We start from the raw sequence: 24,507 nt of genomic DNA on the forward strand, positions 1-24,507 counted from the left end.
CCATGGTCGCCGAGTTTGCCTCTCGCCTGAACCCGCACACCCGCATCCTGCTGCTCGAGGACAGCGAGATCGACGCCGAGCTCGCCATCACGCACCTGTCGAAGGCCGAGACCCAGAGCACCATCCAGCGCGTTGCCACTCGCGACGATTTCATGCGCGAGATCGGCGATGGCGACTACGACGTGGTGCTGGCGGATTATTCGCTCCCCGACTTCGACGGGCTGGCGGCGCTGGACGTGGTGCGCGAGCGCCGTCCGGAGATGCCTTTCATTTTCGTGTCCGGCGTGGTCGGCGAGGAATTCGCCATCAATGCATTGCGCCGGGGCGCCACCGACTATGTGATGAAGCGCGGCCTGAGCCGGCTGCCCGCGGCCGTCGATCGCGCGGTCGCCGAAGCTCGCGAGCGACAGGATCGCGTGCGGGCCGAGCAGGCGCTTCGTATCAGCGAAACGAGCGCGCAACTCGCCATCGAAACCGCGGGACTCGGCCGTTGGGAGCTCGACCCCGCCACCGGCATCTTCGATATCGATGCGCGCTGCCGGGAATTGTTCGACCTCGCGCCGCAGGCCAGCGCCAACCAGGAAGCGTTCCTGAAGAGTTGTCACAGCGGCGATCGCCAGCGCATCGAGAATTTGTTGCAAACAGCGCTGCACGCGCCCAACGCCGGCAACTTCTCGACTGAATTCCGCATCGTTCGAGTGGGCGATGCGCAGGAGCGCTGGGTCTCCCTGTCCGGCCGCGCGTTTCACGACCGCGGCGCCTGCACCCGCCTGATCGGCATCGTCAACGACATCACCGAGCGCAAGCAGGCCGAAACCGCCTTACAGGATCTGAACCAGACCCTGACCTTACGAGTCGCGCACAAGACCGCCGAGCGCGATCATTTGTGGCAACTCTCGAAAGACCTGATGGCTGTCATGACGCCGGTGGGCGCGCTCATCGAAGTCAACCCGGCGTGGCAAGCTTCCCTCGGCCTGTGCACCAGCGAAGTCGTCGGCGAGCATCTGGCGAAGTTCGCTCATCCCGACGACGCCTCGCTCGTCCAGCACGCCGTGACGCAGGCAGCGCAAGAAAGCCAGCGGCCGTTCGAATGCAGATTCCTGTGCCGCGACGGCCAGACGCGCTGGATCTCCTGGTCGGTGGCGCTCGGCCACGGCTGTATCTACGCCGTTGGCCGCGACATCACCGAAGACAAAGTCGCGCAGGCGCAGTTGGAACAAGCGCAGGAAGCTCTGCGCCAGGCGCAGAAGATGGAAGCCGTCGGCCAGCTGACCGGCGGCCTGGCGCATGATTTCAACAATCTGCTGCAGATCGTCGTCGGCAATATAGAAACATTACAACGCAAGCTGCCGCCCAACCTCGAACGGTTGCGGCGCGCCGCGGACCACGCAATGGCGGGCGCGCAGCGTGCGACAAATCTGACTCAACATCTGCTCGCGTTCTCACGCAAGCAGCCGTTGAACCCGCGGCCGGTGGCGGTCAATCGTCTGGTGGCCGGCACGTCGGAAATGTTGCAAAGGACGCTCGGAGAGTTGATCGAAGTCGAGACTGTGTTGTCGCCCGACTTGCGCCATGTGGAGATCGACAGCAACCAGCTCGAGATCGCGCTGCTGAACCTCGCGGTCAACGCCCGCGACGCCATGCCCCGCGGCGGTAAGTTACGAATCGAAACATTCAATCTCGATCTGCGCGACAGCACGCTCGCCGACGCGGAGAACCTGCCACGCAGCGAATTTGTCGTGATCGATGTTCGCGACACTGGCACAGGCATGCCTCCCGAGGTCCTCGCCCGTGCCTTCGAACCTTTCTTCACCACCAAGAACGTCGGCCAGGGCACGGGTCTGGGCCTTTCGCAAGTTTACGGATTCGTCCGCCAAAGCGGCGGACAAGTGCGCATCACCTCGGCCGCTGGCGCAGGCACGGCCATTCGTATCTATCTCCCCGCCGCGCGACCGGATGCGCAAGTTCCCGAAGACGACGGCGAACGCGAAGCGCCGCTGGCCGCGGAACGACGAACCATCCTGGTGGTGGAAGACGATCCCGATGTACGCGCTTTTACCGTCGAGACCGTGCGTGAGCTTGGCTACGATGTCCTCGAAGCGCGCGATGGCGTCAACGCATTGAACCTGCTGCGCCAGACGCCTGCCGGCAACATCGATCTGTTGTTCAGCGACGTGGTGCTGCCGGGAGGCATGAATGGCCAGCAGCTGGCCCAGCAGGCCGTGCTGCTCCATCCCCGCTTGAAAGTGCTGTTCGCGACCGGTTATGCGCGTGATGTGATCGTGCATCATGGAAGGCTCGATCCGGGCGTGCAGCTGATCACCAAACCTTTCGCCTTCGATGACCTGGCGGCGCGCATTCGCAGCGTGCTGGACGGTCAGGATTCAGCACGACATGCAACTTGAAGATTCACCCACCGCCAGCCTCACGAGCCATCGCCGGAATTCCTTGCGCGGCGCCACCGATCATCTGCACCGCGACCTCGATCGGATAGCGGCCGCATTCAACCTGGCCGATGTCACGCACTACCGGCGCTTTCTCCAGGCCAACGCCGCCGCGTTGATTGCGATCGAACAATTGCTGGAGAACGCAGGTGTCGCGCAGCTCGTGCCGGACTGGCCGCAGCGCTCGCGGAGTTCGGCAATCGTGGCAGATCTGCGCAGCCTCGACTCCGATGTGCAACCTCTCGCGTTGCGCCGGGCCGCGCCGACGCCGCCCGAGGTGTTCGGCATTTTGTATGTATTGGAAGGCTCACGACTCGGAGCGCGCGTGCTGCTGGATCAGGTCATCGCCAGCACCGACGAGAATGTTCGTAACGCATCGTCATATCTGCGCCATGGCCAGCCGGCTGTGGATCAAGAAGGCAACCAGAGCCTCGGCTTGTGGAGGAGCTTTCTGGAGCAGCTCGAAACCAACGACGCCGCGGACGATCAGACGCAAAGCGTTTCGGGCGCGGTGTATGCCTTCACCATGTTTATTCGCTCGTTCGGTCAGGCGGCGAGCGACCTGCGTTTGCGCACTGCACCAGCGGCTTGACTGTTAACTCGCACCGGTCCTGCGTCGCAGGTTCGGCGCGCCAGCTCGTTCTGCGCACCGAAACTGTGCGCCAGATCGCGCGGCCAGTGACGGCAGTTGGCGACACTTTCGCCGTCCTGGTGTGGCGCGTGGATCCATGTTGTATCTCGTCGTTTGCATCTCCGTCGCCCTGTGCGCAGTCGCAGGCTGGGCCATTTCACTTCAGCGACGGATGCGCGAACTGGGCACGCGGGTGGTGGAAGCCGAAGCGCGGCATCAGCAGTTCATCGAGCAGGTGGAACATGGCGGCATGGTCCGGCGCAAGATCGAAGCGCAGCTGCTGGAGAAACAGCAGCGCCTCGACCGGCTCGCGCATCACGATCAGCTGACCGGTCTGCCGAACCGTTTGTTTCTCGCCGCCCACCTGCCGGCGGCCATCGAAGAGGCGCGCCACAAGAAAGTGGCGCTGGCGGTGTTGTTCATCGACCTGGACCGCTTCAAGCACGTCAACGACACGCACGGCCACGAGGTCGGCGACAAATTGTTACAAGCGGTGTCACAAAGAATCACCGAGGCCGTGCGCAGTGAGGACGTGGTGGTGCGCATGGGCGGCGATGAGTTCGTGGTCGTGCTCAACATCGTCAAGAGCACCAGTCAGGTTCATGAGACCGCCGCACGCATCACCGCCGCGCTCGGCGCGCCATTGCAGATCGACGGCAAGCCGCTCGTCACGACGGCCAGCGTGGGCGTGAGTATGTTTCCGCGCGATGGCGAAGACGTAGGCGCTTTGCTGCGTCATTCGGACACGGCGATGTATCAGGCCAAGGATCGCGGCCGTAACAATTTCCAGGTGTTCAGCCCCGTGATGGACCAGCAATTGAAGGAGCGCCTGGCCATCGAAGCCAGCCTGCGCGCCGCGCTGGAATCGCAAACCCAGCTGGACGTGCATTATCAGCCACTGGTCGACATCGAGACCCGCCGCGTAGTCACGTTGGAAGCGCTAGTCCGCTGGAAACATCCGACCGACGGCTATGTCTCGCCGCTGCGTTTCATTCCCATTGCCGAGGAGACCGGTCTGATCGCCGGGATCGGCGACTTCGTGCTCCAGCGCGTCGTCGCCGACATGGCCCGCTGGCGCAAGGCCGGCCATACCGCGCTCGCGCCGGTGTCGATCAATGTTTCGCCTGGACAGCTGGCTCGCTGCGACCTGCGCCAGCGCATCGCCGAGCTGACCCAAACCCACTCGCTCAGCCCGGCCATGCTGCAGATCGAGCTCACCGAAGGCGCCATGTTCGATCAGGTCGGCGTCGACGCCATCGACGATCTGCGCGCGCTCGGTGTGCGGGTGGCCATCGACGACTTCGGCACCGGCTACTCGTCGCTGAGTTACCTGAAGCGCTGGCGCGTGGACGCTCTGAAGATCGATCGCGGCTTCATCCGGGATCTGGACACCGACGCCAACGACCACGCCATCGTCGGCGCCATCGTCGCGATGGCCCAGCACCTGGACATCAAGGTGGTCGCCGAAGGCGTGGAGAGCTGGTCGCAGCTGGAGCTGCTGCGCAAACTGGGCTGCCGCTACGCGCAGGGCTACCTGTTCGCCGAGCCGGCCCCGGCCGACAAATGCCGGGAATTCTTAAATGGCCGCCCGCTCGGCCTGAGCGACGTCGACACCGACGTATTGAAAGTCGTCGGCGCCTGACGCCAGAGAAATTTTTTCAAAGAATCGGGAACCGCCCGAACGCTCCACGCGTATCGCCTCGGTCGGGCGTCCAGAGCGGGTCGACGTCCCAAGCACCCCCGTTAGCAAGCGAAGGCTCCGTCAGCGAGAGCCATTCTTAGAGCTACTTACGATCGGGCCCCGCGCGGGCCACACACTAGGAGTCGCGGATGAATCGACTGGCAAGTCGTCTGCCGGCCATTGTCGAGCAGCATCAACAAGAAATTCTCGCCGAATGGGTCAGACTGCAGTTGGAATCGGGCGCGTGGCGCGCCGGCCGCTTACAGGAATCGCAGCTCCGGGACGAGTCGCAGAGGTTCATGGCCCTGCTGACGAGCAACGTTCAAAACGGCCTCCAGTTCGATACCCGCAACGCTCAGTGGGCCGAGATTCGCGAGTTCCTGGGCGAGCTGTCCCGCAGCCGGGCGACCCAGGGGTTCTCGCCGTCGCAGGTCGCGACCTTCGTGTTCTCGCTGAAACAGCCGATCTTCAGTCGTCTGCGCGCCAGCCTGCTCAAAGAGCCGGAGGCGCTGGTCGACACCCTGTGGGAGGCCACCACCCTGCTCGACGCGCTGGGGCTGTACACCACCGAGGTTTATCAGCAGGCGCGTGAATCCGTCATTGCCCGCCAGCAGGAAGAACTGATCGAGCTGTCCACGCCGGTCGTCGAGCTGTGGCCTGGCATCCTGGCGCTGCCGTTGATCGGCACGCTCGACAGCGAGCGCACGCAGGTGGTGATGGAAACATTACTGCAGCGGCTGGTGGCCACCGGTTCGAGCATCGCGGTCATCGACATTACCGGCGTGCCGACCGTCGATACGCTGGTCGCGCAGCATTTGCTCAAGACCGTGTCGGCGGCGCAGCTGATGGGCGCGGACTGCATCATCAGCGGCATCCGTCCGCAGATCGCACAGACCATCGTGCACCTCGGCATCGACCTCTCCGCCGTCGCCACCAAGGCCAGCCTCTCGGACGCGTTCGCGCTCGCGCTGAAGCGGCGCGGCCTGACGGTCGCCCCCAACGCGGCGACGGGCCGAGGGTAGAGCCGGTGGACCGCGTCCCGATTCTGCGTCTGGGCGATTGTCTGCTGGTCACCGTTCAAGTCGACATGCACGACGAACTGGCGATGAGCCTGCAGGACGATCTCACCAACAAAATTGTCGCGACCAAGGCCCGCGGCGTGCTGATCGATATTTCCGCCCTGGAAATGGTGGACTCGTTCATCGGCCGCATGCTGGGCAACATTGCCGCAATGTCGCGCATCCTCGATGCGCAAACCGTCGTTGTGGGCATGCAGCCCGCGGTCGCCATCACTCTGGTCGAGCTTGGATTGTCGCTGCCTGGCATCCGCACCGCTCTGAATGTCGATGCTGGGCTGGCCTTGCTACGCCGCGCGCTCGACCGGAGCGATGAAGGCGGCCATGTCGATTGAACCAACGACGCTGCCCGTGCGTTCCGGCGAAGACGTCGTGAAGGTCCGTCAAGCCGTACGCACAATGGCCATGGATCTCGGCTTCAGCCTCGTTGACCAGACCAAAGTCATCACCGCGGCGAGCGAACTGGCCCGCAACACCGTGACATACGGCGGTGGCGGCGAAGTCCGCATCGAACGTCTGAACGAAGGGCCGAAGCGCGCCGGCGTGCGCCTCACCTTCGAGGATCGCGGTCCTGGCATTGCCAACATCGAGCTGGCCCTGACGGATGGCTACACCACTGGCACGGGCCTCGGCCTGGGACTCAACGGCGCACGGAAGCTCTCACATGAATTCGATATCTGGTCGCAGCCCGGCGTAGGTACGCGTGTGACCATCACGCGTTGGAAGTAGATGCAGCAGTTTCTCATCGGCGATTCGAGCGAAGTCGCGCCCGCCAGGCGCGGCATCAATACGCTCGCCGCCGCGCTCGGTTTCGATTCCGAGGATGCCGGCCGCGCCGCGCTGGTCGCGACCGAGATCGGCACCAATCTGGTCAAGCACGGCGGCGGCGGCGAGCTGATCGCTCAAGAGATATCGCACGATGGCCGCACGGGCCTCGAGTTGCTTGGGCTGGACAAAGGGCCGGGCATCGCCGACGTGGCCAAGTGTCTGCGCGATGGTTATTCCACCAGCGGCAGTCCGGGCACCGGCCTCGGCGCGATCGAGCGCATATCACAACTGTTCGAGATTTATTCGCGCCCTGGTCGAGGCACCGCGGTACTCGCGCAACTGTGGCCCGACTCACGTGCGCCGACGACGCGCATGCAGATCGGCTCGCTGGTCGTGCCGAAGCCCGGCGAAACATCGTGCGGCGATTCGTGGTGCTATCACGAGCGCGTCGAAGGAGTTCTGGTCGCCGGCATCGACGGGCTGGGTCACGGATTCTCCGCCCAGCAAGCGGCTGCTGAGGTCTGTCGGGTGTTCGATGCCGAGAAACATCGCTCCCCGTTGCGGCTCATGCAGATCCTGCACGAGGCGTTGCGGCCGACGCGCGGCGCCGCCGTCACGTTGCTGGAAGTGGACTGGGACGCCGGCCGCGCCACCAGTGTCGCCGTGGGCAATGTGACTGCCGCCCTGATCAACGGCGGCGAGATCAAGCGCATCGCCTCCGACAACGGCATCGTCGGTCACGTGATGGCCCGGCCACGCGAGCTGCCGCACGCCTGCAAGCCCGATTCGACACTGCTATTGCATTCGGACGGCCTCACCTCGAGCTGGCATCTCGATCGCTATCCCGGCCTCACCCAACATCACCCGGCGCTGATCGCAGGGGTGTTGTATCGGGACTGCCGGCGTGGCCGCGACGATTGTCTGGTCGTTGTCATGCGACGCACACCCTCATGAACCGTTCTCTGCTACGTCTGGAGCTCGAGCAGGATCGTGACATCGTCGCGGCTCGTCAGCGCGCGCGCCAGGTCAGCGCCTTGCTCGGTTTCGACTCACAGGATCAAGTTCGCATCGCCACCGCAGTATCGGAGCTGGCGCGCAACGCCATGCGCCACGCAGGCGGCGGCGCCATCGAATTCATCGTGGCTCAGACGCCGGCGCACGGCCCTCTTCAGCCCGGCAACACTCAGCTGCAAATCGTCATCAGCGATCACGGCCCTGGCATCGCCAATCTCGACGACGCGATCGCCGAGTCCAGCACCGGCGAAATGAAGCTGGGCCTGGTCGCGGCCCGGCGGCTGATGGATACGTTCGATGTTTATTCCGGCAAGGGTCGCGGCACGACCATCACTCTGGGCAAGTTTCTACCCCGCCGCACCGAGAGCTTCACGGCGGCGCGCGCCGCCGCGATCGTCGCTCAACTGTCGGCGGACAGCACCGAAGATCCCACCGCAGAAATTCAACAACAGAACCGGGAGCTGTTGCGCAGTCTGGAAGAGCTGCGCTTGCGCAAGGAAGAACTGGCGCGGCTCAACGCCGAGTTGGAAGACACCAATCGCGGCGTGATGGCGTTGTATGCCGAGCTCGAAGAACGCGCCGCCCATCTGCGACTGGCGGATGAAACCAAGACGCGCTTCCTCTCGGCGGCCAGCCACGAGTTTAGAACGCCGGTCAATTCCGTCCTGGCGCTGTCCAAAATCCTGTTGCATCGGCTGGACGGCGATCTCACGCCCGAGCAGGAAAAACAGGTGACCTACATCCGCCAGGCCGCGGAGCAGCTCTCGACCATGGTCGACGATCTGCTCGACCTGCGCAAAGTCGAGTCGGGCAAGCTGCAGATCCGCGTCGAATCGTTCAACGTCACCGATCTGTTCGGCGCGCTGCGCGGCATGTTCAAGCCGCTCAGCATCAAGGACACCGTCTCGCTCAGCTTCGAAGAAATCGGCGCGCTGCCCGAGCTGCGCACCGATCAGGGCAAGGTCTCGCAGATCCTGCGCAATCTCATTTCGAACGCGCTGAAGTTCACCGAAGCCGGTTCGGTGCGCGTCACGGCCCGGTTGGCCGCCGACACCGACATGATCGTGTTCTCGGTGGCGGATACCGGCATCGGTATCGCGCCGGAGAATCATCGCCGGGTTTTCGACGAGTTCACCCAGGTGGAGAACCCGCTGCAGAAAAATGTGAAAGGGACCGGTCTGGGACTGCCGCTGTCGCAACGCCTGGCGGGGCTGCTCGGCGGCAGCATCGATATTGCCAGCGCGCTCGGCAAAGGGGCGGTGTTCTCGCTCGCCATTCCCGTGCGCCTGACCACTTCCGCGCCGTTGGGAGCGCCGGCGGCGCCCGAGACGCGTCACGCGCAGCGAGTGCTCATCGTCGACGACAGCGAGATCGAGCGCTATGCCCTGCGCCAGTTCCTGCCGAGCAGCACCTTCGAAGTCATCGAGGCAAACGGCGGTTACGACGGCCTGCGGCTGGCCCGGCAGTCGCACCCCGATCTGATCTTCCTCGACCTGGCCATGCCCGACGTGCACGGCCTGGAAGTGCTTAAAATGCTCAAAGCGATCGATGAGACCCGGAACATTCCGGTAATCCTGTTCACCTCGCAACGTCCCGACGATATCGGCGCGGACCGGGCTGCCGCGGCCAGCGCCTTGCTGTTGAAAAGCGAAATGTCACGCGAGTCGGTCGCGGCCGTGATCCGTCGCGTGGGAGAGATCCATCATGCCAGCGTCTGAAATCATATTGAACGTCGACGACAACGAGCCGGGGCGTTACGCGACCACGCGCATTCTGAACCGCGCCGGCTTTCAGGTCATCGAAGCCGGCACCGGCAAGGAAGCCTTGCGCCTGGCGCGCAGCGCCTCGCCGCAACTGGTCGTGCTGGATGTGAATCTTCCCGACATGAGCGGGATCGAAGTCTGCCGGCAGCTGAAGACGGATCCGCAGACTGCGAGCATCATGGTGTTGCAAGTCTCCGCCACCAACATCGCCGTGCTCGATCGTGTGCAATCGCTCGGCGCCGGCGCCGACAGCTTCCTGGTCGAGCCCGTCGAACCCGAAGAATTGGAAGCCGTCGCTCGCGCCCTGCTTCGTCTGCACCGCACCGAGGCGGAGCTGCGACGCTCGCTTGCGGAACGCGAGTTGTTACTGCGCGAAGTCAACCATCGGGTGAAGAACAGCCTGCAGCTGGTGCTCAGCATGTTGAGTCTGCAAGGCAACGAATTTCGCGAGGCCGGCGCGAGAGAGTTATTCGCCAAGGCCATCGCACGAGTCACAGCTATCGCCTCGATCCATGAGCGGCTGTATCAGGACAGCGATCCACTCAGCATCGATATGCAAACGTATCTAAGCGGGCTATGCGCAGAGCTGGCGCGCGCCGGCATCGGCGAAGAGCGCCCTGCCGATCTGCGCACCGACATCGAGCCGCTGCGATTGCCTACGGAGAATGGCGTGTCGCTGGCTTTGATCGTCAACGAGCTCGTGATGAATGCCTTGAAGCACGGGCGTGCGACGGATCGACAGGCCATCGTCCGCGTCAGCCTGCGCCGCCTCGACTCCGGTCAGGCGCAACTCACCGTCGCCGATAACGGGCCCGGGCTGGCGGCCGGCGCGGTGGACAAACCGGCAACGTCGCCCAGCGGATTGGGATCGCGTCTCGTCAGCATGCTGGTGCGGCAACTGAACGGACAACTACGCATCGAGGATACCGACGGGTACGCCGCTCACATCGCTTTCCCCTTGCAGGCTCCGCCGCCGTGGGGATCGAAGTCTTAGTCGTCGAAGACCAGGCGCTCATCGCCATCCACCTGCAAGATCTGGTGGAAGAGGCGGGACACCGGGTCGGGGCCATGGTGCACGATGCCGCCGGAGCGCTGGCGGCGGTGGCGCGTCGGCGCCCCGCGTTCGCGATCATGGATATCCGACTCGCGAATGGCGCGAACGGCGTCGATGTGGCGCGCCAGCTGTATCAAGAGCACGGGGTCCGCTGCCTGTTCATCAGCGCCAATATCGACGAGGAAGTGCGCAGGCGAGTCTCCGGGCTGCAGCCCCTCGGATTTATCGGCAAACCCTTCCTGTCCGCCGAAGTCATCGCCGCCGTGCAAGCCGCGGCGCTCGCCACAACCTCCAACGATTGCTAGCTGCGCGCCTTCAAGTAACGCGTCAGCAACTGACTGATCAACGCCTGCGCCGACTGAGCGCGCTGCGGATTCCAGCCCGTGCCAGCAGCTTCGTCCATGTACACGCGCCGCGAAAGCTCCAACTGCACGGCGTAAACATTCTCGTTGGGCTGACCGTACTTCATCGTGATGTAGCCGCCTTTGAAGCGACCGTTCAACACCGCGCCGAACTTGCCATCGGACGTCACCAGGTCCAGCAACTGATCTGCGATGGCGCGCGGACAACTCGCGTCGTCGCGCGTGCCGAAGTTGAATTCGGGCAGAACGCCGATGAACAACGCCGGAACTTCGCTCGCGATCGAATGCGCGTCCCAGAGCAATGCGTAGCCGTGTCGTTGGCGCATGGCCTTCAGTTCGGCGATCAATCGCTCGTGGTACGGCTGCCAGTACTGCTCGATTCGTGCCTGGATCTCGGTCGCGGTGATCTCGCGGCCCGGCAAGTAGATCGGCTCGTCTTCGAAGGTCAAGGTCGGACAAACCGGCGACGTGGGATTGCCCACGTACAGCGACGCCGAATCCGGCGAGCGATTCAGATCGACCACGTAACGCGAATAGTTGGCCTTCAGAATGGAAGCGCCCAGCTCGCGCGCGAAGTCATATAACTTGTCGACGTGCCAATCCGTATCCGCGAGATGGCCGCCCGCCAGGGTGAATCGCTGCGCGATGGCTTCCGGCACGAAGGTGCCCGCGTGCGGAATGCTGATCAGCAGCGGCAGCGAGCCTTGATGAAAATCGAAAATGTTCATTCGACACTCACTTCAACATTTTTTGCAGGGCTCGCTTGTAGCCCGCCGCCACCGCGGTCTCGGCGAAATGGCGGCGGTCCTGCACCAGCCAGCGCCCGCCCACCATCACGTCGCGCACCGACTCACTGGTGCCGGAGAAAACGAACGTATCGATGATGGAATGATCGCTGCGCGCGGCAAACAATGGCGAACCGAGATCCAACACCAGAACGTCGGCGCGTTTACCGACCGCCAGCTCACCGACGGCGCGACCCGTGACGCGCGCCCCGGCCGTACAAGCTCTTTGCCACAGCAGCGCCCCGCCCGACGCACCTTCTTGTGTGAGCACGTTGCGCTGTCGTCGAGCCAGTCGCGCCTGATACTCAAGCCATCGCAGCTCCTCGATGGGCGACAGCAAAATGTGACTATCCGAGCCGATGCCGAACGCTCCGCCAGCGGCGAGCAACTCCTCCATCGGGAAGATTCCGTCACCGAGGTTCGCCTCAGTCGTGGGACACAGCCCGACCACCGCGCGACTCGCGGCAATTCCCTGCAATTCGGCCGTGGTCGCGTGCGTGGCGTGCACCAGGCACCAGTTCCTGTCGACTGGAGCATTCTCCAGCAACCATTCGATAGGCCGCTTGCCGAAGTGCTGCTGACACGCCTGCACTTCGCGCTCCTGCTCGGCGATGTGGATGTGAACCACCTGCCCGTCCCGCTGCGAGTCGAGCACCATCTGCATCGATTCCGGCGGCACCGCGCGCAGACTGTGCAGCGCTATACCGACTTCCAGTTGCTGGGAGCGTTGTGACGAGCGACGGAGCTCGTCCAGCAGATCGATGTACTCGCGCGTCTCCATCGAGAACTGTCGCTGGCGCTCGGTCGGCGGTGCGCCCCCGAAATCGGATGTCTGATAGAGCGTGGGCAGCACGGTGAGACCGATGCCGGCGGTCGTGGCCGCGTCCATCAATGCCTGACTCATCGCCAATTGCACATCGCGCGAACGCTGCTCGCCCGAAGCGCCATAGCTATGCAAATAGTGAAACTCGCAGACGGACGTGTAGCCGGCCTTGACCATGTCTGCATACAACTGCGCCGCCACGGCATTGAGACACTCGGGCGTGATGCGACTGGCCACGTCGTACATGGTCTCGCGCCACGTCCAGAAACTGTCGTCCTGACCGCTGCGCTGCTCGGCCAGACCCGCCATGGCGCGCTGGAAGGCATGACTGTGCACGTTGGGCATGCCGGGGATGGCCGCGCCGTTGATCATTCGCGCCGTCGTGACGGTGTCGTCGGCCGAAATATCGACGATATCGCCGCCCGGATCGACCGAAATGACCACGTTGCGATGCCAGCCGTCGGGCAGCCACGCGCAGGTGAAGCGATAGCGGGATTGCATGGACATGCGCTTGAGTATAAGACTGCGGCGCGATGAAAGCTTCGATCTCGAATGACGCGCCGGTCTGGGACCGGGTGTGGCTGGGTGCTCACCTGGCCACCCTGCCCGTGGGTGATTCAGTCAACGAATTGGGTGAACTCGAGGACGCCGCGCTGGCCATCAAGGACGGCCGGATCGCCTGGCTCGGCAGCCGCCAGCAGCTCGACGGTATGCAATGGACCGCCCGCGTCGTCACCGAAGCGCATGGCTTGTGGATTACCCCCGGACTGGTCGAATGCCATACCCATCTCGTGTACGGCGGCGACCGCAGCAACGAGTTCGCCGCACGACTGCGCGGCGCGACGTATGAAGAAATATCACGCGCCGGCGGCGGCATCGTCTCGACGATGAAGGCGACTCGCGCCGCCAGCGAAGATGAGTTGCTCGAACAATCGCTGCCTCGCGCTCGGGCGCTCGCCGCCGAAGGCGTGACCACCGTCGAGATCAAATCCGGTTACGGACTCGACCTGGAGAACGAGCTGAAGATGCTGCGGGTCGCGCAACGTATCGGCGAGGTCACGGGCCTCACCATCGTGAAAACGTTTCTCGGCGCGCATGCCTTACCGCCGGAGTTCGCGGGCAGGCAGGAGGACTATGTGCGTCACGTCTGCGAGGAAATGTTGCCCGCCGTGGCGAGCGCGAAGCTGGCTGACGCCGTGGACGTCTTCTGCGAGCGCATCGCCTTCTCTCAAGAACAAACGCGACGGATCTTCGCTCGCGCCGGTGAGCTCGGCTTACCGTTGCGACTGCATGCGGATCAGTTGAGCGATGGCAACGGCGGAGAAATCGCAGCGGACTTCGGTGCGCTCTCGGCGGATCATCTGGAACATACTTCCGAGCGCTCCCTGCAACGCATGGCCGAGCGTGGCGTCGTCGCTGGCTTATTGCCCGGCGCGTTCTATTACCTGCGCGAGACCAAGCTGCCGCCCATCGAGAAGCTGCGTCAGCTGAAAATTCCGATGGCCGTTTCCACGGACTGCAATCCGGGCACGTCGCCGATCGCATCCATTCTCACGGCGATGAACATGGCCTGCGTGATGTTTCGCTTGACTGCAGCCGAAGCACTGAGGGGTGTAACGGTCAACGCCGCACGCGCGCTCGGACTATCGAACGATCGCGGCACGCTGCAAGTGGGATCGCGCGCGGATCTCGCGATCTGGCGATTACGTCATCCCGAACAACTGTGCGCGGAAGTGGGCGTGCATCGGCCAGTGGAGATCGTGCTCGCGGGACGGAGCACGACCGCTTAGAACACGACGGTGATCCCGAGCGAAATAAAATCGTTGTCGCCTTCGCCGGTGGTCTTGTCGCCGGAGTCGAAGATGCGCTGATACTCCACGCGCACGTCGTAGATCTCGAAAAAGCTGAAGCTGGTGCCGACGCCCGCCAGCAGGTCGACATCGCTTTCGGAGAACTGATCGCGCCGCGGGTTCTGCTCGATGTCGTCGTAGAACAGCCGGAAATCGTTGCTGGAGAACAGCGCGCCGGCCCGGCCATACACTTCCCAACGATAGCTCAGCGGCCAGACGCCCAGCGCCGACACGCTGATGCCCGCGCTCTCGGTATCGACGTTGGTCACGGCGGTGGTGGGAATGCCGGTGATGTTGCCGGTGAGATTGGCCCGATACGTCACGTTGCCGAGATCGACGTAGCCGCCTTCCACGGCGAGGTGCGTGTTGAAGCGATAACCCGCGAAAAAACCATAACCGCTGTCGCTCGTGTCCAGCGACGCAGTCATCGACTCGACGGTCAGTTGCACGACCGGGTTGGGATAGACCACCGTGGCCGCGTAGGTGTTGAAGCCATCGATGTCGATCTGCTTGTCGGCCTGGCCATACAGGCCGCCGATGTAGAAGCCCGGCTGCGCGGCCTGCGCGGTCGGCATCATGCCGGCCAGCGCGGCCAAAGCCGTGGCCACGAAAAGTTGCTTATGGTTCATGCCGAGCGATCACCCATGCTGCGACGTCTGCCCAGTACCAGACTGTACCGAAAATGGCGGCTCGCCGCCTCAAGCCCCGGAAACGAAAACGGCGTATTGGGGCATATCGCAGCATACGGCGGATCAGATGCAAAGCGGCCGCGGTCGGAGCCTGCCGCCCCGAGTAGCAAACAATGATTTTTTAGGGACGGCAGGCGACTAATCTCATATTCCGACGGCCGTATTCAGCGCCAGTTCACGCGCGTGTAGGTGCGACGGCGGCCGACTTGCGCAGGCCGACGTACTCCAGCTCCACGATCACCGCGACGAAAGCGGCTTGGCCCGCGACGAACAGGTGACCCAGGAGATTCGGCTGCACCCAACCGGTGAACAACAGCACGATGCTGTCGATCGCCCAGATGGCGTTGGCAACGATCACCGCCCAGACCGCCGCGGGCGGCAGCCGCGAGCGCGTGCTGAGAAATGCCAGCAACGCCGCGAATGGCAGCAGCACCTTGGCAGCCTCGGAAAGCAACCCAGCCGGCAAGCTCAGCAGCCCGGATAACGAGCCGCTGAATGCCAGCATCAGCAACCCCATCCCGGCGCAGCTCACCGCGTCCACCACCAGCACCCGGCGCAGAAAAGTCGATGTTTGAATGAAGCTCATGACGATGTCCTCGTGACGTTGTGTGACGGGACACAGCATGGCCGTCCCGCGGCGGAGCGTCGATTACCACGGAGGTAATGGAGCATGGCCCGAGGGCTGCGTTATCGTCGCTGCCATGAACGCCACCGATACCCGCCCCGTCGGACACCTGCTGCGCGAATGGCGCCAGCGCCGGCGCCTGAGCCAGCTCGATTTCGCCGTCGAAGCCGAGATTTCTTCCAAACATCTGAGCTTTCTCGAGACCGGCCGCTCGCGGCCGAGCCGCGAAATGCTGCTGAAACTGAGCGAGCTGCTGGAGGTGCCGTTGCGAGAACGCAATACCCTGCTGGTCGCCGCGGGATTCGCACCCATGTTTACCGAGCGCACACTCGATGACCCGACACTGCAAGCCGCGCGCGACGCCATGGAAATGGTGCTGAAAGGCCATGAGCCGTACCCGGCCGTCGCCGTGGACCGACATTGGACCTTGCTCGCAGCCAATCGCGCCGTCGCGCCGATGCTCACCGGCATCAGTGAGAAGTTGCTGGCGCCGCCCTTGAATGTATTGCGATTGAGCCTTCATCCCGACGGCCTCGCGCCTCGCATCGTGAATCTCGGTCAATGGCGTACGCATCTGCTCGCTCGCCTGCGGCGACAAATAGAAATATCCGCGGACAAGGTGCTGATTGCCTTGCTGGAAGAGCTGAGCGCCTATCCCGCGCCACAAACTCCGACCCGCAGTGCGGACGGCGACGGCGCCAACGCCTTCGTGGTGCCCATGCGGCTGGCCACCCCCATGGGCGTGCTCAGTTTCATCAGCACCACGACCGTGTTTGGCACCCCGATCGACGTGACTCTGTCAGAATTGGCGCTGGAAGCGTTTTTCCCCGCCGATGCGGCCACCGCCGCCGCGCTACGACAGATGCCGTTATGAGTTACGTCTACCGAGTCGAAGGTTCAATCGCCCACACCCAGCCTTGCGCCGCCGGCCCTTGGGATCCCAATCTGCAGCACGGCGGCGCGCCGGCCTCGCTGGTGGCTTGGGCGGTGGAGCGCATGCCCATGCGCGAGCCCATGCAGGTCGCGCGCATGACTTTCGATTTCCTGCGTCCGATGCCGGTTGCGCCGCTCGAAATAAAAATCGACGTGCAGCGCGAGGGCCGCAAGATCCAGGTGTGCAATGTGACTTTGTCACATGAAGGCCAGGCATGCGTGCGCGCGACGGTGCTCAAGATCCGGCAGGCGCAGACCGAGCTGCCCGAGCATGTGGTGGACGAACAGGTGATATTGCCGGGCCCGGAGCAGGGTCGCGATCAGAAAATTCGCTTCACGGATTATGAGCAATTCGCGTCCGGCGTGACGCTGCGTTCGGTGCGCGGCTCGTTCGGTGAGCTGGGCCCGGGCGCGGTCTGGTTTCGCGCTCATCGCACCATCGTGGAAGGTGAAGCCATCACACCGCTGATGCGCGCGGCTATGACGGGAGATTTTTGTAACGGCGTGTCCGCGGAGCTCGACTTCGGCAAGTGGACCTTCATCAACGCCGACTTGACCATCAGCCTCGCGCGCATGCCGGTCGGCGAGTGGATTCTGCTGGATGCGCAGACCTGGCTGGGTGACCAGGGCGCGGGTCTCGCGTTCGCGAAGCTCGGCGATGAGCGGGGCTACTTTGGACGCGCCATCCAAAGCCTGGTGATCGAGCCTCGCGCGAAATGAGTCGTTAGCCGTTCGCTGTCGGCGGCTGCTCCGCCGCCGCGGCTTTCTTGCGTTCTTCTTCGGCGCGCTCGCGCCGGATGGTCCAGACCACCGAGCCAAACGCGGCGGCAATGACCAGCATCAGCGCGGCCATGATGAAAACCAACCCGCCGGCCAGTCGCCAGCCCTCGTACAGACCGATGGCCAGGCCGATGGGTGTGGTGACCAGAAGGATGGGTTTGGCGATGCGCATGGTCTTATTGTAAGGCCGGCCCCGCGATTTCCAGCCCCGGAACGGCCGACGCCGCTATCATTCGGGCCCCGACTCGCTCCGCTTTACCGACATGCCCCTGCTCACGCTGCGCAACGCCGAACTCGCCTATGGGCTGCATCCCCTGCTGGATCGCGCCAACTTTTCCATCGACGAGCGCGAGCGCGTCGGCCTGATCGGCCGCAACGGCACCGGCAAGTCCTCGCTACTGAAAGTCATCACGGACCTTGCGCCTTTGGACGACGGCGAGCTGGCGCGCCAGGACGGAGTCAAGGTCGTATTGGTGGAGCAAGAGCCTTTGCTGCCGCCGGCCGAGACGGTGCGTGACAGTCTCGTCGAGCGTGGCAAGCTCGAACAAATTCACGACGAGCGTGAGCGCTGGCGGCTCGATGCGCGGCTCAGCGAATTCTTACAGCGTCTTGGCGTGGCCGCCGAGCGCGCCCCCGAAACGACTTCCGGCGGCGAACGCAAACGAGCGGCTCTGGCTCTCGCGCTCGCGCTCGAACCCGATCTGCTGTTGCTCGACGAGCCGACCAACCATCTCGACATCGACGGCATCACCGCGCTGGAAGAGCTGCTGATCAAAGGCCCCGCGTCCATCGTCGTTACGCACGATCGTTCGTTCCTCGACCGCGTGGTCACTCGCATCGTCGAGCTCGACCGTGGCTTGCTTCGTTCCTATCCGGGCAACTTTGCCGCGTATGAAACACGCAAGAGCGAACAGCTTGCGGCCGAAGAAGTCATGAACCGCAAGTTCGACAAGTTCTGGGCGCAGGAAGAAGTCTGGATCCGCAAAGGCGTCGAAGCCCGCCGCACTCGTAATGAAGGCCGTGTGCGCCGGCTCGAAGCGCTGCGCGAACAGCGCGCTGCCCGCCGCGAGCAAATGGGCAGCGTGAAACTCACTCTCGACTCAGGCGAACGCTCCGGCAAGCTGGTCGCCGAGTTGACGGACGTCGGCAAATCATTCGGCGACCGGCCCATCGTCCGTGATCTTTCCATGCGCGTCATGCGCGGCGATCGCGTCGGCCTGATCGGACCGAACGGCGCGGGTAAGTCGACGCTCATCAAGCTCATCCTCGGCAAGCTCGAACCGGACAGCGGAAGCGTACGGCTCGGCACCAACCTGGCGGTCGCCTACTTCGACCAGCTGCGCGAGCAGCTCGATCCGGAAAAGTCCGTCGCCGAGACCATCAGCCCCGGCTCGGACTGGATCGAGATCGGCAGCGAGCGCAAACATGTGATGACTTATCTCGGCGATTTTCTATTTCCGCCGCAGCGGGCCAATTCGCCGGTGAAGGCGCTGTCCGGCGGCGAGCGCAATCGACTGCTGCTGGCGCGATTGTTCGCCCGCCCCGCCAACGTATTGGTGATGGACGAGCCCACCAACGATCTGGACATCGATTCGCTGGAGCTGCTCGAAGACACATTGCAAAACTATGGCGGCACGCTGCTGCTGGTGAGCCACGACCGCACGTTTCTCGACAACGTGGTCACGCAGACATTGGTCGCTCAAGGCAACGGGCGCTGGCAAGAGTATGTCGGCGGTTACAGCGACTGGCTTGCGCAGCGGCCCGCGCCGCTTGCTCCCGCTCCCTCCAAGCCCAAGCAGGAAACCAAAGCGGCGCCGCGCGCGCCTGCTCCGGTCAAGCTCAGCTACAAGGAAACTCGCGAGCTGGCGCAACTGCCCGCCGAGATCGAAACGCTGGAACAACGTCAGCAAGAGCTGACGGAGCGCATGAGCTCCGCCGATTATCACAAGCAGGGCCCCGAACAGATGAAAGCCGATCGCAAGCTGGCCGAGGACCTCGAGCGCGAGATGTCGGAAAAGTTCGAGCGTTGGTCGACGCTGGAGGCGAAAGCCGAGGCTGCGGCCAAAGGCTGAACGGCAACTCTGTGTCTGGCGTCACGGCTGCGACAGCGCCGTGTGCTAGATTCTCGTCACAATCGGCGGCGACGACGGATTTGCATGTCGCAAGTGACCTTACTGCTCAATGCTTCCCGGCGGGGTGACGCCGGCGCCGTCGAGCAATTGTTCGATCTGCTTTACAACGACCTGCGTCAGCTGGCGCACGCCAGACTCCGTCGCAGCGGCCAGTTCACTTTGCTCGACACCACGGCGCTGGTGCACGAATCCTATCTGCGGCTGTTCAAGGCCGGCGCCATCGAAGCCAACGACCGCGGCCACTTCATGGGCTACGCCGCGCAGGTCATGCGGTCTATCGTGGTCGATTTTGTGCGTCGGCGTTCCGCCGATCGTCGCGGCGGAGACGCGATTCATGTCGATCTCGACGTAGCCGCCGCGCATATCGAAGATCCACGCGAGCGCGAAGTGTTACAAATCCACGAAGCCTTGCAGGAACTGGCGAAGATCGAGCCGCGTCTGGTCAAGGTCGTGGAAATGCGTTACTTCGCCGGCATGACGGAGGAAGAAGTCGCCGACGCACTGGACCGCAGCGTGCGCTCGATAGCGCGAGATTGGGAAAAGGCACGTTTGTTCCTGGCCACCACCCTGACCCCGTAGCGTCCCATGCAAAAGATCGGGCCGGAAGATTGGAAGCAGATGTTCGAGCTGCTCGACACCGCGCTCGATCTGCCGCCGCCCGAGCGCGATACCTGGCTGGAATCCCTCGGCGGCGAATACGAGCGGCTCAAGCCCGCGTTACGACAGCTGCTTGCCAAGCACGCCACTCGCGATACGGACACCTTCCTACGCGACATCCCACAATTCACGAGCCTCACCGGCATCAACACTTCGCCGTTGAGCATGCCCGAGCCGGGCAATCACGTCGGTCCGTATCGGTTGGTTCGGGAGCTGGGGCGCGGCGGCATGGGCAGCGTTTGGCTGGCCGAGCGAGCCGATGGCACATTCAAGCGGAAGGTCGCGCTCAAATTACCGCACGTCACCTGGATCGGCGGCCTCGCCGAAAGGATGGCGCGCGAGCGGGATATCCTCGCGACTCTCGAACATCCGAACATCGCGCGGCTCTACGACGCTGGCGTCGATGATTTCGGTCGTCCGTTCATGGCCATGGAATTCGTCGAAGGCCAGACCATCGATCAGTACTGCGGCCATCATGAGCTGACGGTCGAGCAGATACTGCAGCTGATTCTGCAGGTGGCGCGCGCCGTCGCGCATGCTCACGCACGGCTGGTGGTTCATCGCGATTTGAAGCCGAGCAATATTCTCGTCACGGCCGACGGATCGGTACGGCTGCTCGACTTCGGAGTCGCCAAGTTGCTGGAGAATCAGCCCGGCGAACAGACTCAGTTCGCTGTGCGCGCATTTACGCCGGAGTACGCGGCGCCGGAGCAAATCAATGGCGAGCCGGTCAGCACTGCGACTGACGTGTATTCACTCGGCGTTGTCAGCTATCGATTGCTCACGGGCTTGCTTCCCTACGAGGTCAAACAAACCAGCGTGGGTCAGCTCGAACGCGCGATCACCGAGATTGACGCAATCCCCGCCAGCGCGACGACGCAAAATCGACAGCACCGACGTCGGTTGCGTGGCGATGTGGATGCCATTCTGAATCGGGCATTGAAGAAAGATCCCTTGCAGCGCTATGCCAGCGCTGACGCCTTCGCGCTCGACATCGAGAACCATTTGCTTGGCCGGCCCATCCAAGCGCGCCCAGACAGCGCGTGGTATCGCTTCAGTAAATTCGTCAGTCGGAATCGGATCGCGACTGCGGCGGCGGCGGCTGTTTTGATTGCCATCCTCGGTGGCGCGAGCATCGCGCTCTGGCAAGCTAGCGAAGCGCGCGAGCAAGCCGCTCGCGCTGTGATTGAACGCGACAACGCGCGCCGGGCAGCGGCGCGTGAAGAAGCGGTTCGCATGTATCTCACTCGGATGTTTCGCACTTCGGTAGCGCAGGAGGACTCCGGCCCAACGACTGCGAAAGCGATGCTGGATCGAAGCGCCGAGCGCGTGTTGCAGGAATATCGGGACGATCCTTATCTCGCGGGCAAGGTGGTTGAGACACTCGCGGATTTGTATGGCGCGCTCGAGGATGTCGCCGGCCAGGCGCCGTTGCTCGAGGGCTACTTGAAACAAGCCGGGCCGGAGGCCGATCCCGAGACGGTTGCTTTGGTGAAGCAGAAGTTGGCGCATGCAGAGCTGTCGCGCGGGAACATTCAGCGCGCGGCTGAACTGATCCAGCCTGCGGAAGCGTTCTGGAATCGCGATCGCAAACGTTACGCCGAACAGCATTTGGAATGTCTTGTCGTTAAGGCGCGGATTCTGCGGGCGCAGGGCGATTTGGCAGGCTCCATCGCGACTAACGAGCAGGCGCTCGTCGAGCGTGTGGCGCTTTCTGGCGAGAATCACAGCGAGACGGCGATTCTCTATAACTCGTTGGGCATTGCTTTGATGAATGCCAACCGGCTGCAAGAAGCCACGGAGGCTTATCGGAAAGCGCTGTCCATCCATGACGCTCTGGGCACCGATGAAGATGTTCCCGCTCTAGTCATGCGAGCAAACGTCGGCACGCTCTCCTACCGCGTCGGCCGCATCGCCGACGCCGAGCGCGAGTTGAAGCATGCGTTCGAGGCCCAGCGCGCGCAGTCCGGAGACTCCGCGGCGGTCGCTGCGTCCATGGGTCAGTACGGCTCGTTGCAAACGGCTCTCGGCCGGCACGATCAAGCCATCCCCATCCTGGAACAAGCGTCGCTGATGGCCGAGAAATTCACCGCCCGTGGCAGCGCTCTGCACGTGCAGAATCGAACGTTTCTTGCCGAAGCGCACGCCGCCTCAGGACAGCAACAGCGCGCTGCTCAGACGCTCGATGAGACGCTGTCATTGGCCCGCAAACAATTCGGCGATAATCACTTCTTCACGCAGCGCGTGCAACTGGCCAAAGCAAAGCTCGCCGCCGCCCAGAAACCGAGTTCGCAGTCGCTCGACGAACTGGCCGAAGTCACAAACAAGCTGCGCACCTCTGGTCCGACCGCTCAGCTGGCTTTAGGTCAGGCGCTGGTAGCGCACGGCGAAACGCTGACCAAGCAAGGCCGCGCAGCCGAGGCTCTGCCCGTATTGGAAGAAGCCGTGAAGCTGCGCGAACAAGTCATGTGGCCTCAAAGCTGGGAACTCGCCGAGGCCCGCGCCCGCCTCGGCGAAGCCCAACTCGCCACCGGCAACCCCGCCGGCAAACAACTCCTGGAACAGTCGCTCGCCACGCTGGAATCACAACTCGGCCGCGATCACCCTCAGACCGCCCGCGCTCGCCGCGCAGTCGCGATGTGACAGTGTGACTCCGGCGACCTTTGAGCTGGTGCGGAAAGCGTTGAATTGAAAGCGCCGCTCGCACGCTGGGCGACCGCGGATTTCCGCAGAAACGCCGAATGTTAAATTCCGAACCGAAGATCTCAGGAACGTGTGCAAACTCAACCGTGGCAGCGGAAGAACCGGAATGTTTTGCATGGAAGAGGGATGCACGTTCTCGATGCGCCCGCGCGATTCTCAGCCAACGTTTCAGCGGTGATTGCCGGGGATGCCTTCCGGCTTGAAGGTTCCCACCAACGTTTCAGCGGTGATTGCCGGGGGGCCTTCCGGCAGATTGAGAAACAGGGAAGTTTCGCCAATCAGCCCTACAGGGACGTATTCACGCGGCGGTGCCGGAAGGCCCTCCCCCCGGCAAGCGCCGCGAGCCACCGAGCCCTCCGGCTCTTATTTGACGCTCTTAACTGGAAGAATCGTGATCGACGCCATCAACGCGATTGAGCCAGCGATAGCAAACAACCACGTGTAATTCCCCCCGCTAGTCGCAAGAATGATCGGCGCAACCGCCGGCGCTATCGCCTGAGGCAGCGCGTTGGCAACGTTGAAGATGCCCAAGTCCTTCGCAGCATCTCTCCACCGATTCGGCAGCACATCCGTCACCAACGCGAGATCCACGGCGAAGTAAATGCCGTGCCCGATGCCAGTGATGGTCATGCCGAGCAGGAAGGTCGCATATTCCGGCGCAGCAGCGATGACCCACAGTCCCATCGCGTACACCACGCCGCCGATCACCACGAATACCTTGCGTCGGCCGATCGCGTCTGACAGCCGACCGCCGAGCACACTCACCGCGACGATGGCGACCGTCTGCACCAGGATGCCCTGGAATATCAGCATCGGAATTTCCGCCGCCGTGTAGCCCAACTTATCGATCAGATAAAACGGTTGATAAGTGTTCAGGAACGCCGTGCCCAACACCAGCAACAACCGACTGAGCCAGGTCCACGCGAAATCGGGATATTGCCGCGGATTCACCCAGTAGATCGCGACAGTATCTCGCCAGCCCAACGGCTTCACCGTCCCCGGCGCGAGATGCCGATCCTGCAGCGACAATGCGAACAAAAGCACGACCACGATGCAGATCGACGCAGGCACCATGAACATGAGCAACGTGGATGTGCTCAGATGCTGCACGAGGAATGTGCCGCTCACCTGTCCCAACGGCAGACAGACACCCATGACGCCCGCGACCGTTCCACGCTGCTCGGCAGGAACCTGATCGGGCAACACGGCAATGATGGCCGCGAGCACCGCATTGAACGCAAGCTGCGCGAGACACCAGCCCACCAACACCATCGGAATCGTGGTGGCAGTCGCGATCAACAACAGCGCGACTGCTCCGCAGATCACGCCGCCGATCAACCACGGTCGCCGCATGCCGAAGCGCGACGTCGTCCTATCGCTCAACCTTCCGAACAGCGGATTGCCGACCAGCGCGAAGAACGCGCCGAACCCGAGCACGAGCGAGAGACTCGACGCCGCGGTCTCGGGCGCAAGGTGCCGCACCTTCAAGGCAATAGTCACGAGCACCGGCGTGAGCAACGCCAGCCACGTACCTGCATACGCCAGCGCGTGGAGCGTAATGAATCCCCAACCGACGCGTGGCTTATCCTCGACAGCTATCCGCTGCTCTTGTGACCGCATGGCGCGCAGGATGCCCGGAAGCTTGCACAACTCACAAGTGATTAGTTCCGCGCAACGAAATCAAAACGTGGAACTCGCCGTCGGCCTCGCCCGCGACTACACTGATTCGAATTCGCG

General features: G+C 63.3%; 22 protein-coding genes. 16 read left to right on the plus strand and 6 right to left on the minus strand.

The annotated features are described in order from the left end of the window. Window positions 1–2 precede the first annotated feature (2 nt). The 10 genes from VGD45_RS09440 to VGD45_RS09485 all read left to right on the plus strand — a co-directional run bounded on the left by VGD45_RS09440 (window position 3) and on the right by VGD45_RS09485 (window position 10,736). Window positions 3–2,405, plus strand: a complete 2,403-nt coding sequence (locus tag VGD45_RS09440; RefSeq protein ID WP_331155040.1) for a response regulator — start codon at window positions 3–5, stop codon at window positions 2,403–2,405. Then, a complete protein-coding gene (locus VGD45_RS09445) occupies window positions 2,395–3,036 on the plus strand; it encodes a biliverdin-producing heme oxygenase (RefSeq protein ID WP_331155041.1) in 642 nt (213 codons plus the stop codon). Before VGD45_RS09440 ends, VGD45_RS09445 begins: the two co-directional genes overlap by 11 nt. Before the next feature lie 136 nt (window positions 3,037–3,172). Beyond that, window positions 3,173–4,717, plus strand: coding sequence for a putative bifunctional diguanylate cyclase/phosphodiesterase (locus tag VGD45_RS09450; protein WP_331155042.1), 1,545 nt, complete (start codon window positions 3,173–3,175; stop codon window positions 4,715–4,717). A gap of 188 nt (window positions 4,718–4,905) precedes the next feature. Beyond that, the gene (locus tag VGD45_RS09455) at window positions 4,906–5,778 is read left to right on the plus strand and encodes an STAS domain-containing protein (RefSeq protein WP_331155043.1); all 873 of its coding nucleotides are present in this window, start codon (window positions 4,906–4,908) and stop codon (window positions 5,776–5,778) included. A 5-nt stretch (window positions 5,779–5,783) separates the two neighbouring features. Beyond that, on the plus strand, window positions 5,784–6,167 hold the full coding sequence (locus VGD45_RS09460; RefSeq protein ID WP_331155044.1) for an STAS domain-containing protein: 384 nt from the start codon (window positions 5,784–5,786) through the stop codon (window positions 6,165–6,167). Then, a complete protein-coding gene (locus VGD45_RS09465) occupies window positions 6,157–6,561 on the plus strand; it encodes an ATP-binding protein (RefSeq protein ID WP_331155045.1) in 405 nt (134 codons plus the stop codon). The genes VGD45_RS09460 and VGD45_RS09465 overlap by 11 nt, the downstream gene beginning before the upstream one ends. Further along, window positions 6,562–7,554: an ATP-binding SpoIIE family protein phosphatase gene (locus VGD45_RS09470; RefSeq protein WP_331155046.1), complete on the plus strand. Its 993-nt coding sequence runs from the start codon at window positions 6,562–6,564 to the stop codon at window positions 7,552–7,554. It begins immediately after the preceding gene. Continuing rightward, complete coding sequence (locus VGD45_RS09475; protein WP_331155047.1) at window positions 7,551–9,332, plus strand: ATP-binding protein; 1,782 nt, start codon at window positions 7,551–7,553, stop codon at window positions 9,330–9,332. Before VGD45_RS09470 ends, VGD45_RS09475 begins: the two co-directional genes overlap by 4 nt. Then, window positions 9,319–10,371, plus strand: a complete 1,053-nt coding sequence (locus tag VGD45_RS09480; RefSeq protein WP_331155048.1) for a histidine kinase dimerization/phosphoacceptor domain -containing protein — start codon at window positions 9,319–9,321, stop codon at window positions 10,369–10,371. Before VGD45_RS09475 ends, VGD45_RS09480 begins: the two co-directional genes overlap by 14 nt. Then, entirely contained in the window at window positions 10,353–10,736 is a 384-nt protein-coding gene (locus tag VGD45_RS09485; RefSeq protein ID WP_331155049.1) for a response regulator, read from the plus strand. Before VGD45_RS09480 ends, VGD45_RS09485 begins: the two co-directional genes overlap by 19 nt. On the opposite strand, the gene hutG is transcribed toward VGD45_RS09485, so the two are convergent. Next, complete coding sequence (gene hutG, locus VGD45_RS09490; RefSeq protein WP_331155050.1) at window positions 10,733–11,521, minus strand: N-formylglutamate deformylase; 789 nt, start codon at window positions 11,519–11,521, stop codon at window positions 10,733–10,735. The genes VGD45_RS09485 and hutG overlap by 4 nt on opposite strands. Before the next feature lie 7 nt (window positions 11,522–11,528). After that, on the minus strand, window positions 11,529–12,908 hold the full coding sequence (locus tag VGD45_RS09495; protein WP_331155051.1) for a formimidoylglutamate deiminase: 1,380 nt from the start codon (window positions 12,906–12,908) through the stop codon (window positions 11,529–11,531). 26 nt (window positions 12,909–12,934) lie between these two features. On the opposite strand from VGD45_RS09495, the gene hutI reads away from it, so the two are divergent. Further along, window positions 12,935–14,191 (plus strand): imidazolonepropionase, encoded by a 1,257-nt coding sequence (hutI, locus tag VGD45_RS09500; RefSeq protein ID WP_331155052.1) that lies wholly within the window; start codon window positions 12,935–12,937, stop codon window positions 14,189–14,191. On the opposite strand, the gene VGD45_RS09505 is transcribed toward hutI, so the two are convergent. Both VGD45_RS09505 and VGD45_RS09510 read right to left on the minus strand, forming a co-directional pair. Continuing rightward, complete coding sequence (locus VGD45_RS09505) at window positions 14,188–14,880, minus strand: outer membrane beta-barrel protein (protein ID WP_331155053.1); 693 nt, start codon at window positions 14,878–14,880, stop codon at window positions 14,188–14,190. The two genes, hutI and VGD45_RS09505, sit on opposite strands and share 4 nt — an antisense overlap. Window positions 14,881–15,115: 235 nt before the next feature. Next, entirely contained in the window at window positions 15,116–15,565 is a 450-nt protein-coding gene (locus VGD45_RS09510; RefSeq protein ID WP_331155054.1) for a hypothetical protein, read from the minus strand. Window positions 15,566–15,641: 76 nt separating this feature from the next. On the opposite strand from VGD45_RS09510, the gene VGD45_RS09515 reads away from it, so the two are divergent. Together VGD45_RS09515 and VGD45_RS09520 are read left to right on the plus strand one after the other, a co-directional pair. Then, window positions 15,642–16,439, plus strand: coding sequence for a helix-turn-helix transcriptional regulator (locus tag VGD45_RS09515; protein WP_331155055.1), 798 nt, complete (start codon window positions 15,642–15,644; stop codon window positions 16,437–16,439). Next, window positions 16,436–17,218 carry a thioesterase family protein gene (locus VGD45_RS09520; RefSeq protein ID WP_331155056.1) on the plus strand — a complete coding sequence of 261 codons (783 nt, stop codon included), beginning with the start codon at window positions 16,436–16,438 and terminating at the stop codon, window positions 17,216–17,218. Before VGD45_RS09515 ends, VGD45_RS09520 begins: the two co-directional genes overlap by 4 nt. 4 nt (window positions 17,219–17,222) lie before the next feature. Here VGD45_RS09520 and VGD45_RS09525 read toward each other — a convergent pair whose 3' ends face one another. Next, window positions 17,223–17,450: a hypothetical protein gene (locus VGD45_RS09525; protein ID WP_331155057.1), complete on the minus strand. Its 228-nt coding sequence runs from the start codon at window positions 17,448–17,450 to the stop codon at window positions 17,223–17,225. Between the two features lie 91 nt (window positions 17,451–17,541). Here VGD45_RS09525 and VGD45_RS09530 point away from each other — a divergent pair, with 91 nt between their 5' ends. From VGD45_RS09530 to VGD45_RS09540, 3 genes are all read left to right on the plus strand, one after another. Next, window positions 17,542–19,350: an ATP-binding cassette domain-containing protein gene (locus VGD45_RS09530; RefSeq protein ID WP_331155058.1), complete on the plus strand. Its 1,809-nt coding sequence runs from the start codon at window positions 17,542–17,544 to the stop codon at window positions 19,348–19,350. A gap of 84 nt (window positions 19,351–19,434) precedes the next feature. Then, entirely contained in the window at window positions 19,435–19,989 is a 555-nt protein-coding gene (locus VGD45_RS09535) for an ECF-type sigma factor (RefSeq protein WP_331155059.1), read from the plus strand. Window positions 19,990–19,995: 6 nt separating this feature from the next. Beyond that, window positions 19,996–22,710: a serine/threonine-protein kinase gene (locus VGD45_RS09540; protein ID WP_331155060.1), complete on the plus strand. Its 2,715-nt coding sequence runs from the start codon at window positions 19,996–19,998 to the stop codon at window positions 22,708–22,710. Window positions 22,711–23,133: 423 nt separating this feature from the next. On the opposite strand, the gene VGD45_RS09545 is transcribed toward VGD45_RS09540, so the two are convergent. Continuing rightward, window positions 23,134–24,390, minus strand: coding sequence for an MFS transporter (locus tag VGD45_RS09545; RefSeq protein WP_331155061.1), 1,257 nt, complete (start codon window positions 24,388–24,390; stop codon window positions 23,134–23,136). Window positions 24,391–24,507: the final 117 nt, after the last annotated feature.

This window comes from Steroidobacter sp. (assembly GCF_036402275.1).
Lineage (GTDB): Bacteria > Pseudomonadota > Gammaproteobacteria > Steroidobacterales > Steroidobacteraceae > Steroidobacter.

Coding starts and splice junctions, on each gene's coding strand:
- VGD45_RS09520 (WP_331155056.1), top strand. CDS start 16,436: ATGAGTTACGTCTACCGAGTCGAAGGTTCAATCGCCCACACCCAGCCT.
- VGD45_RS09530 (WP_331155058.1), top strand. CDS start 17,542: ATGCCCCTGCTCACGCTGCGCAACGCCGAACTCGCCTATGGGCTGCAT.
- VGD45_RS09545 (WP_331155061.1), bottom strand. CDS start 24,390: ATGCGGTCACAAGAGCAGCGGATAGCTGTCGAGGATAAGCCACGCGTC.
- VGD45_RS09535 (WP_331155059.1), top strand. CDS start 19,435: ATGTCGCAAGTGACCTTACTGCTCAATGCTTCCCGGCGGGGTGACGCC.
- VGD45_RS09510 (WP_331155054.1), bottom strand. CDS start 15,565: ATGCTGTGTCCCGTCACACAACGTCACGAGGACATCGTCATGAGCTTC.
- VGD45_RS09540 (WP_331155060.1), top strand. CDS start 19,996: ATGCAAAAGATCGGGCCGGAAGATTGGAAGCAGATGTTCGAGCTGCTC.
- VGD45_RS09450 (WP_331155042.1), top strand. CDS start 3,173: ATGTTGTATCTCGTCGTTTGCATCTCCGTCGCCCTGTGCGCAGTCGCA.
- VGD45_RS09445 (WP_331155041.1), top strand. CDS start 2,395: ATGCAACTTGAAGATTCACCCACCGCCAGCCTCACGAGCCATCGCCGG.
- VGD45_RS09525 (WP_331155057.1), bottom strand. CDS start 17,450: ATGCGCATCGCCAAACCCATCCTTCTGGTCACCACACCCATCGGCCTG.
- VGD45_RS09480 (WP_331155048.1), top strand. CDS start 9,319: ATGCCAGCGTCTGAAATCATATTGAACGTCGACGACAACGAGCCGGGG.
- VGD45_RS09465 (WP_331155045.1), top strand. CDS start 6,157: ATGTCGATTGAACCAACGACGCTGCCCGTGCGTTCCGGCGAAGACGTC.
- VGD45_RS09515 (WP_331155055.1), top strand. CDS start 15,642: ATGAACGCCACCGATACCCGCCCCGTCGGACACCTGCTGCGCGAATGG.
- hutG (WP_331155050.1), bottom strand. CDS start 11,521: ATGAACATTTTCGATTTTCATCAAGGCTCGCTGCCGCTGCTGATCAGC.
- VGD45_RS09475 (WP_331155047.1), top strand. CDS start 7,551: ATGAACCGTTCTCTGCTACGTCTGGAGCTCGAGCAGGATCGTGACATC.
- VGD45_RS09505 (WP_331155053.1), bottom strand. CDS start 14,880: ATGAACCATAAGCAACTTTTCGTGGCCACGGCTTTGGCCGCGCTGGCC.
- hutI (WP_331155052.1), top strand. CDS start 12,935: ATGAAAGCTTCGATCTCGAATGACGCGCCGGTCTGGGACCGGGTGTGG.
- VGD45_RS09470 (WP_331155046.1), top strand. CDS start 6,562: ATGCAGCAGTTTCTCATCGGCGATTCGAGCGAAGTCGCGCCCGCCAGG.
- VGD45_RS09495 (WP_331155051.1), bottom strand. CDS start 12,908: ATGTCCATGCAATCCCGCTATCGCTTCACCTGCGCGTGGCTGCCCGAC.
- VGD45_RS09455 (WP_331155043.1), top strand. CDS start 4,906: ATGAATCGACTGGCAAGTCGTCTGCCGGCCATTGTCGAGCAGCATCAA.
- VGD45_RS09440 (WP_331155040.1), top strand. CDS start 3: ATGGTCGCCGAGTTTGCCTCTCGCCTGAACCCGCACACCCGCATCCTG.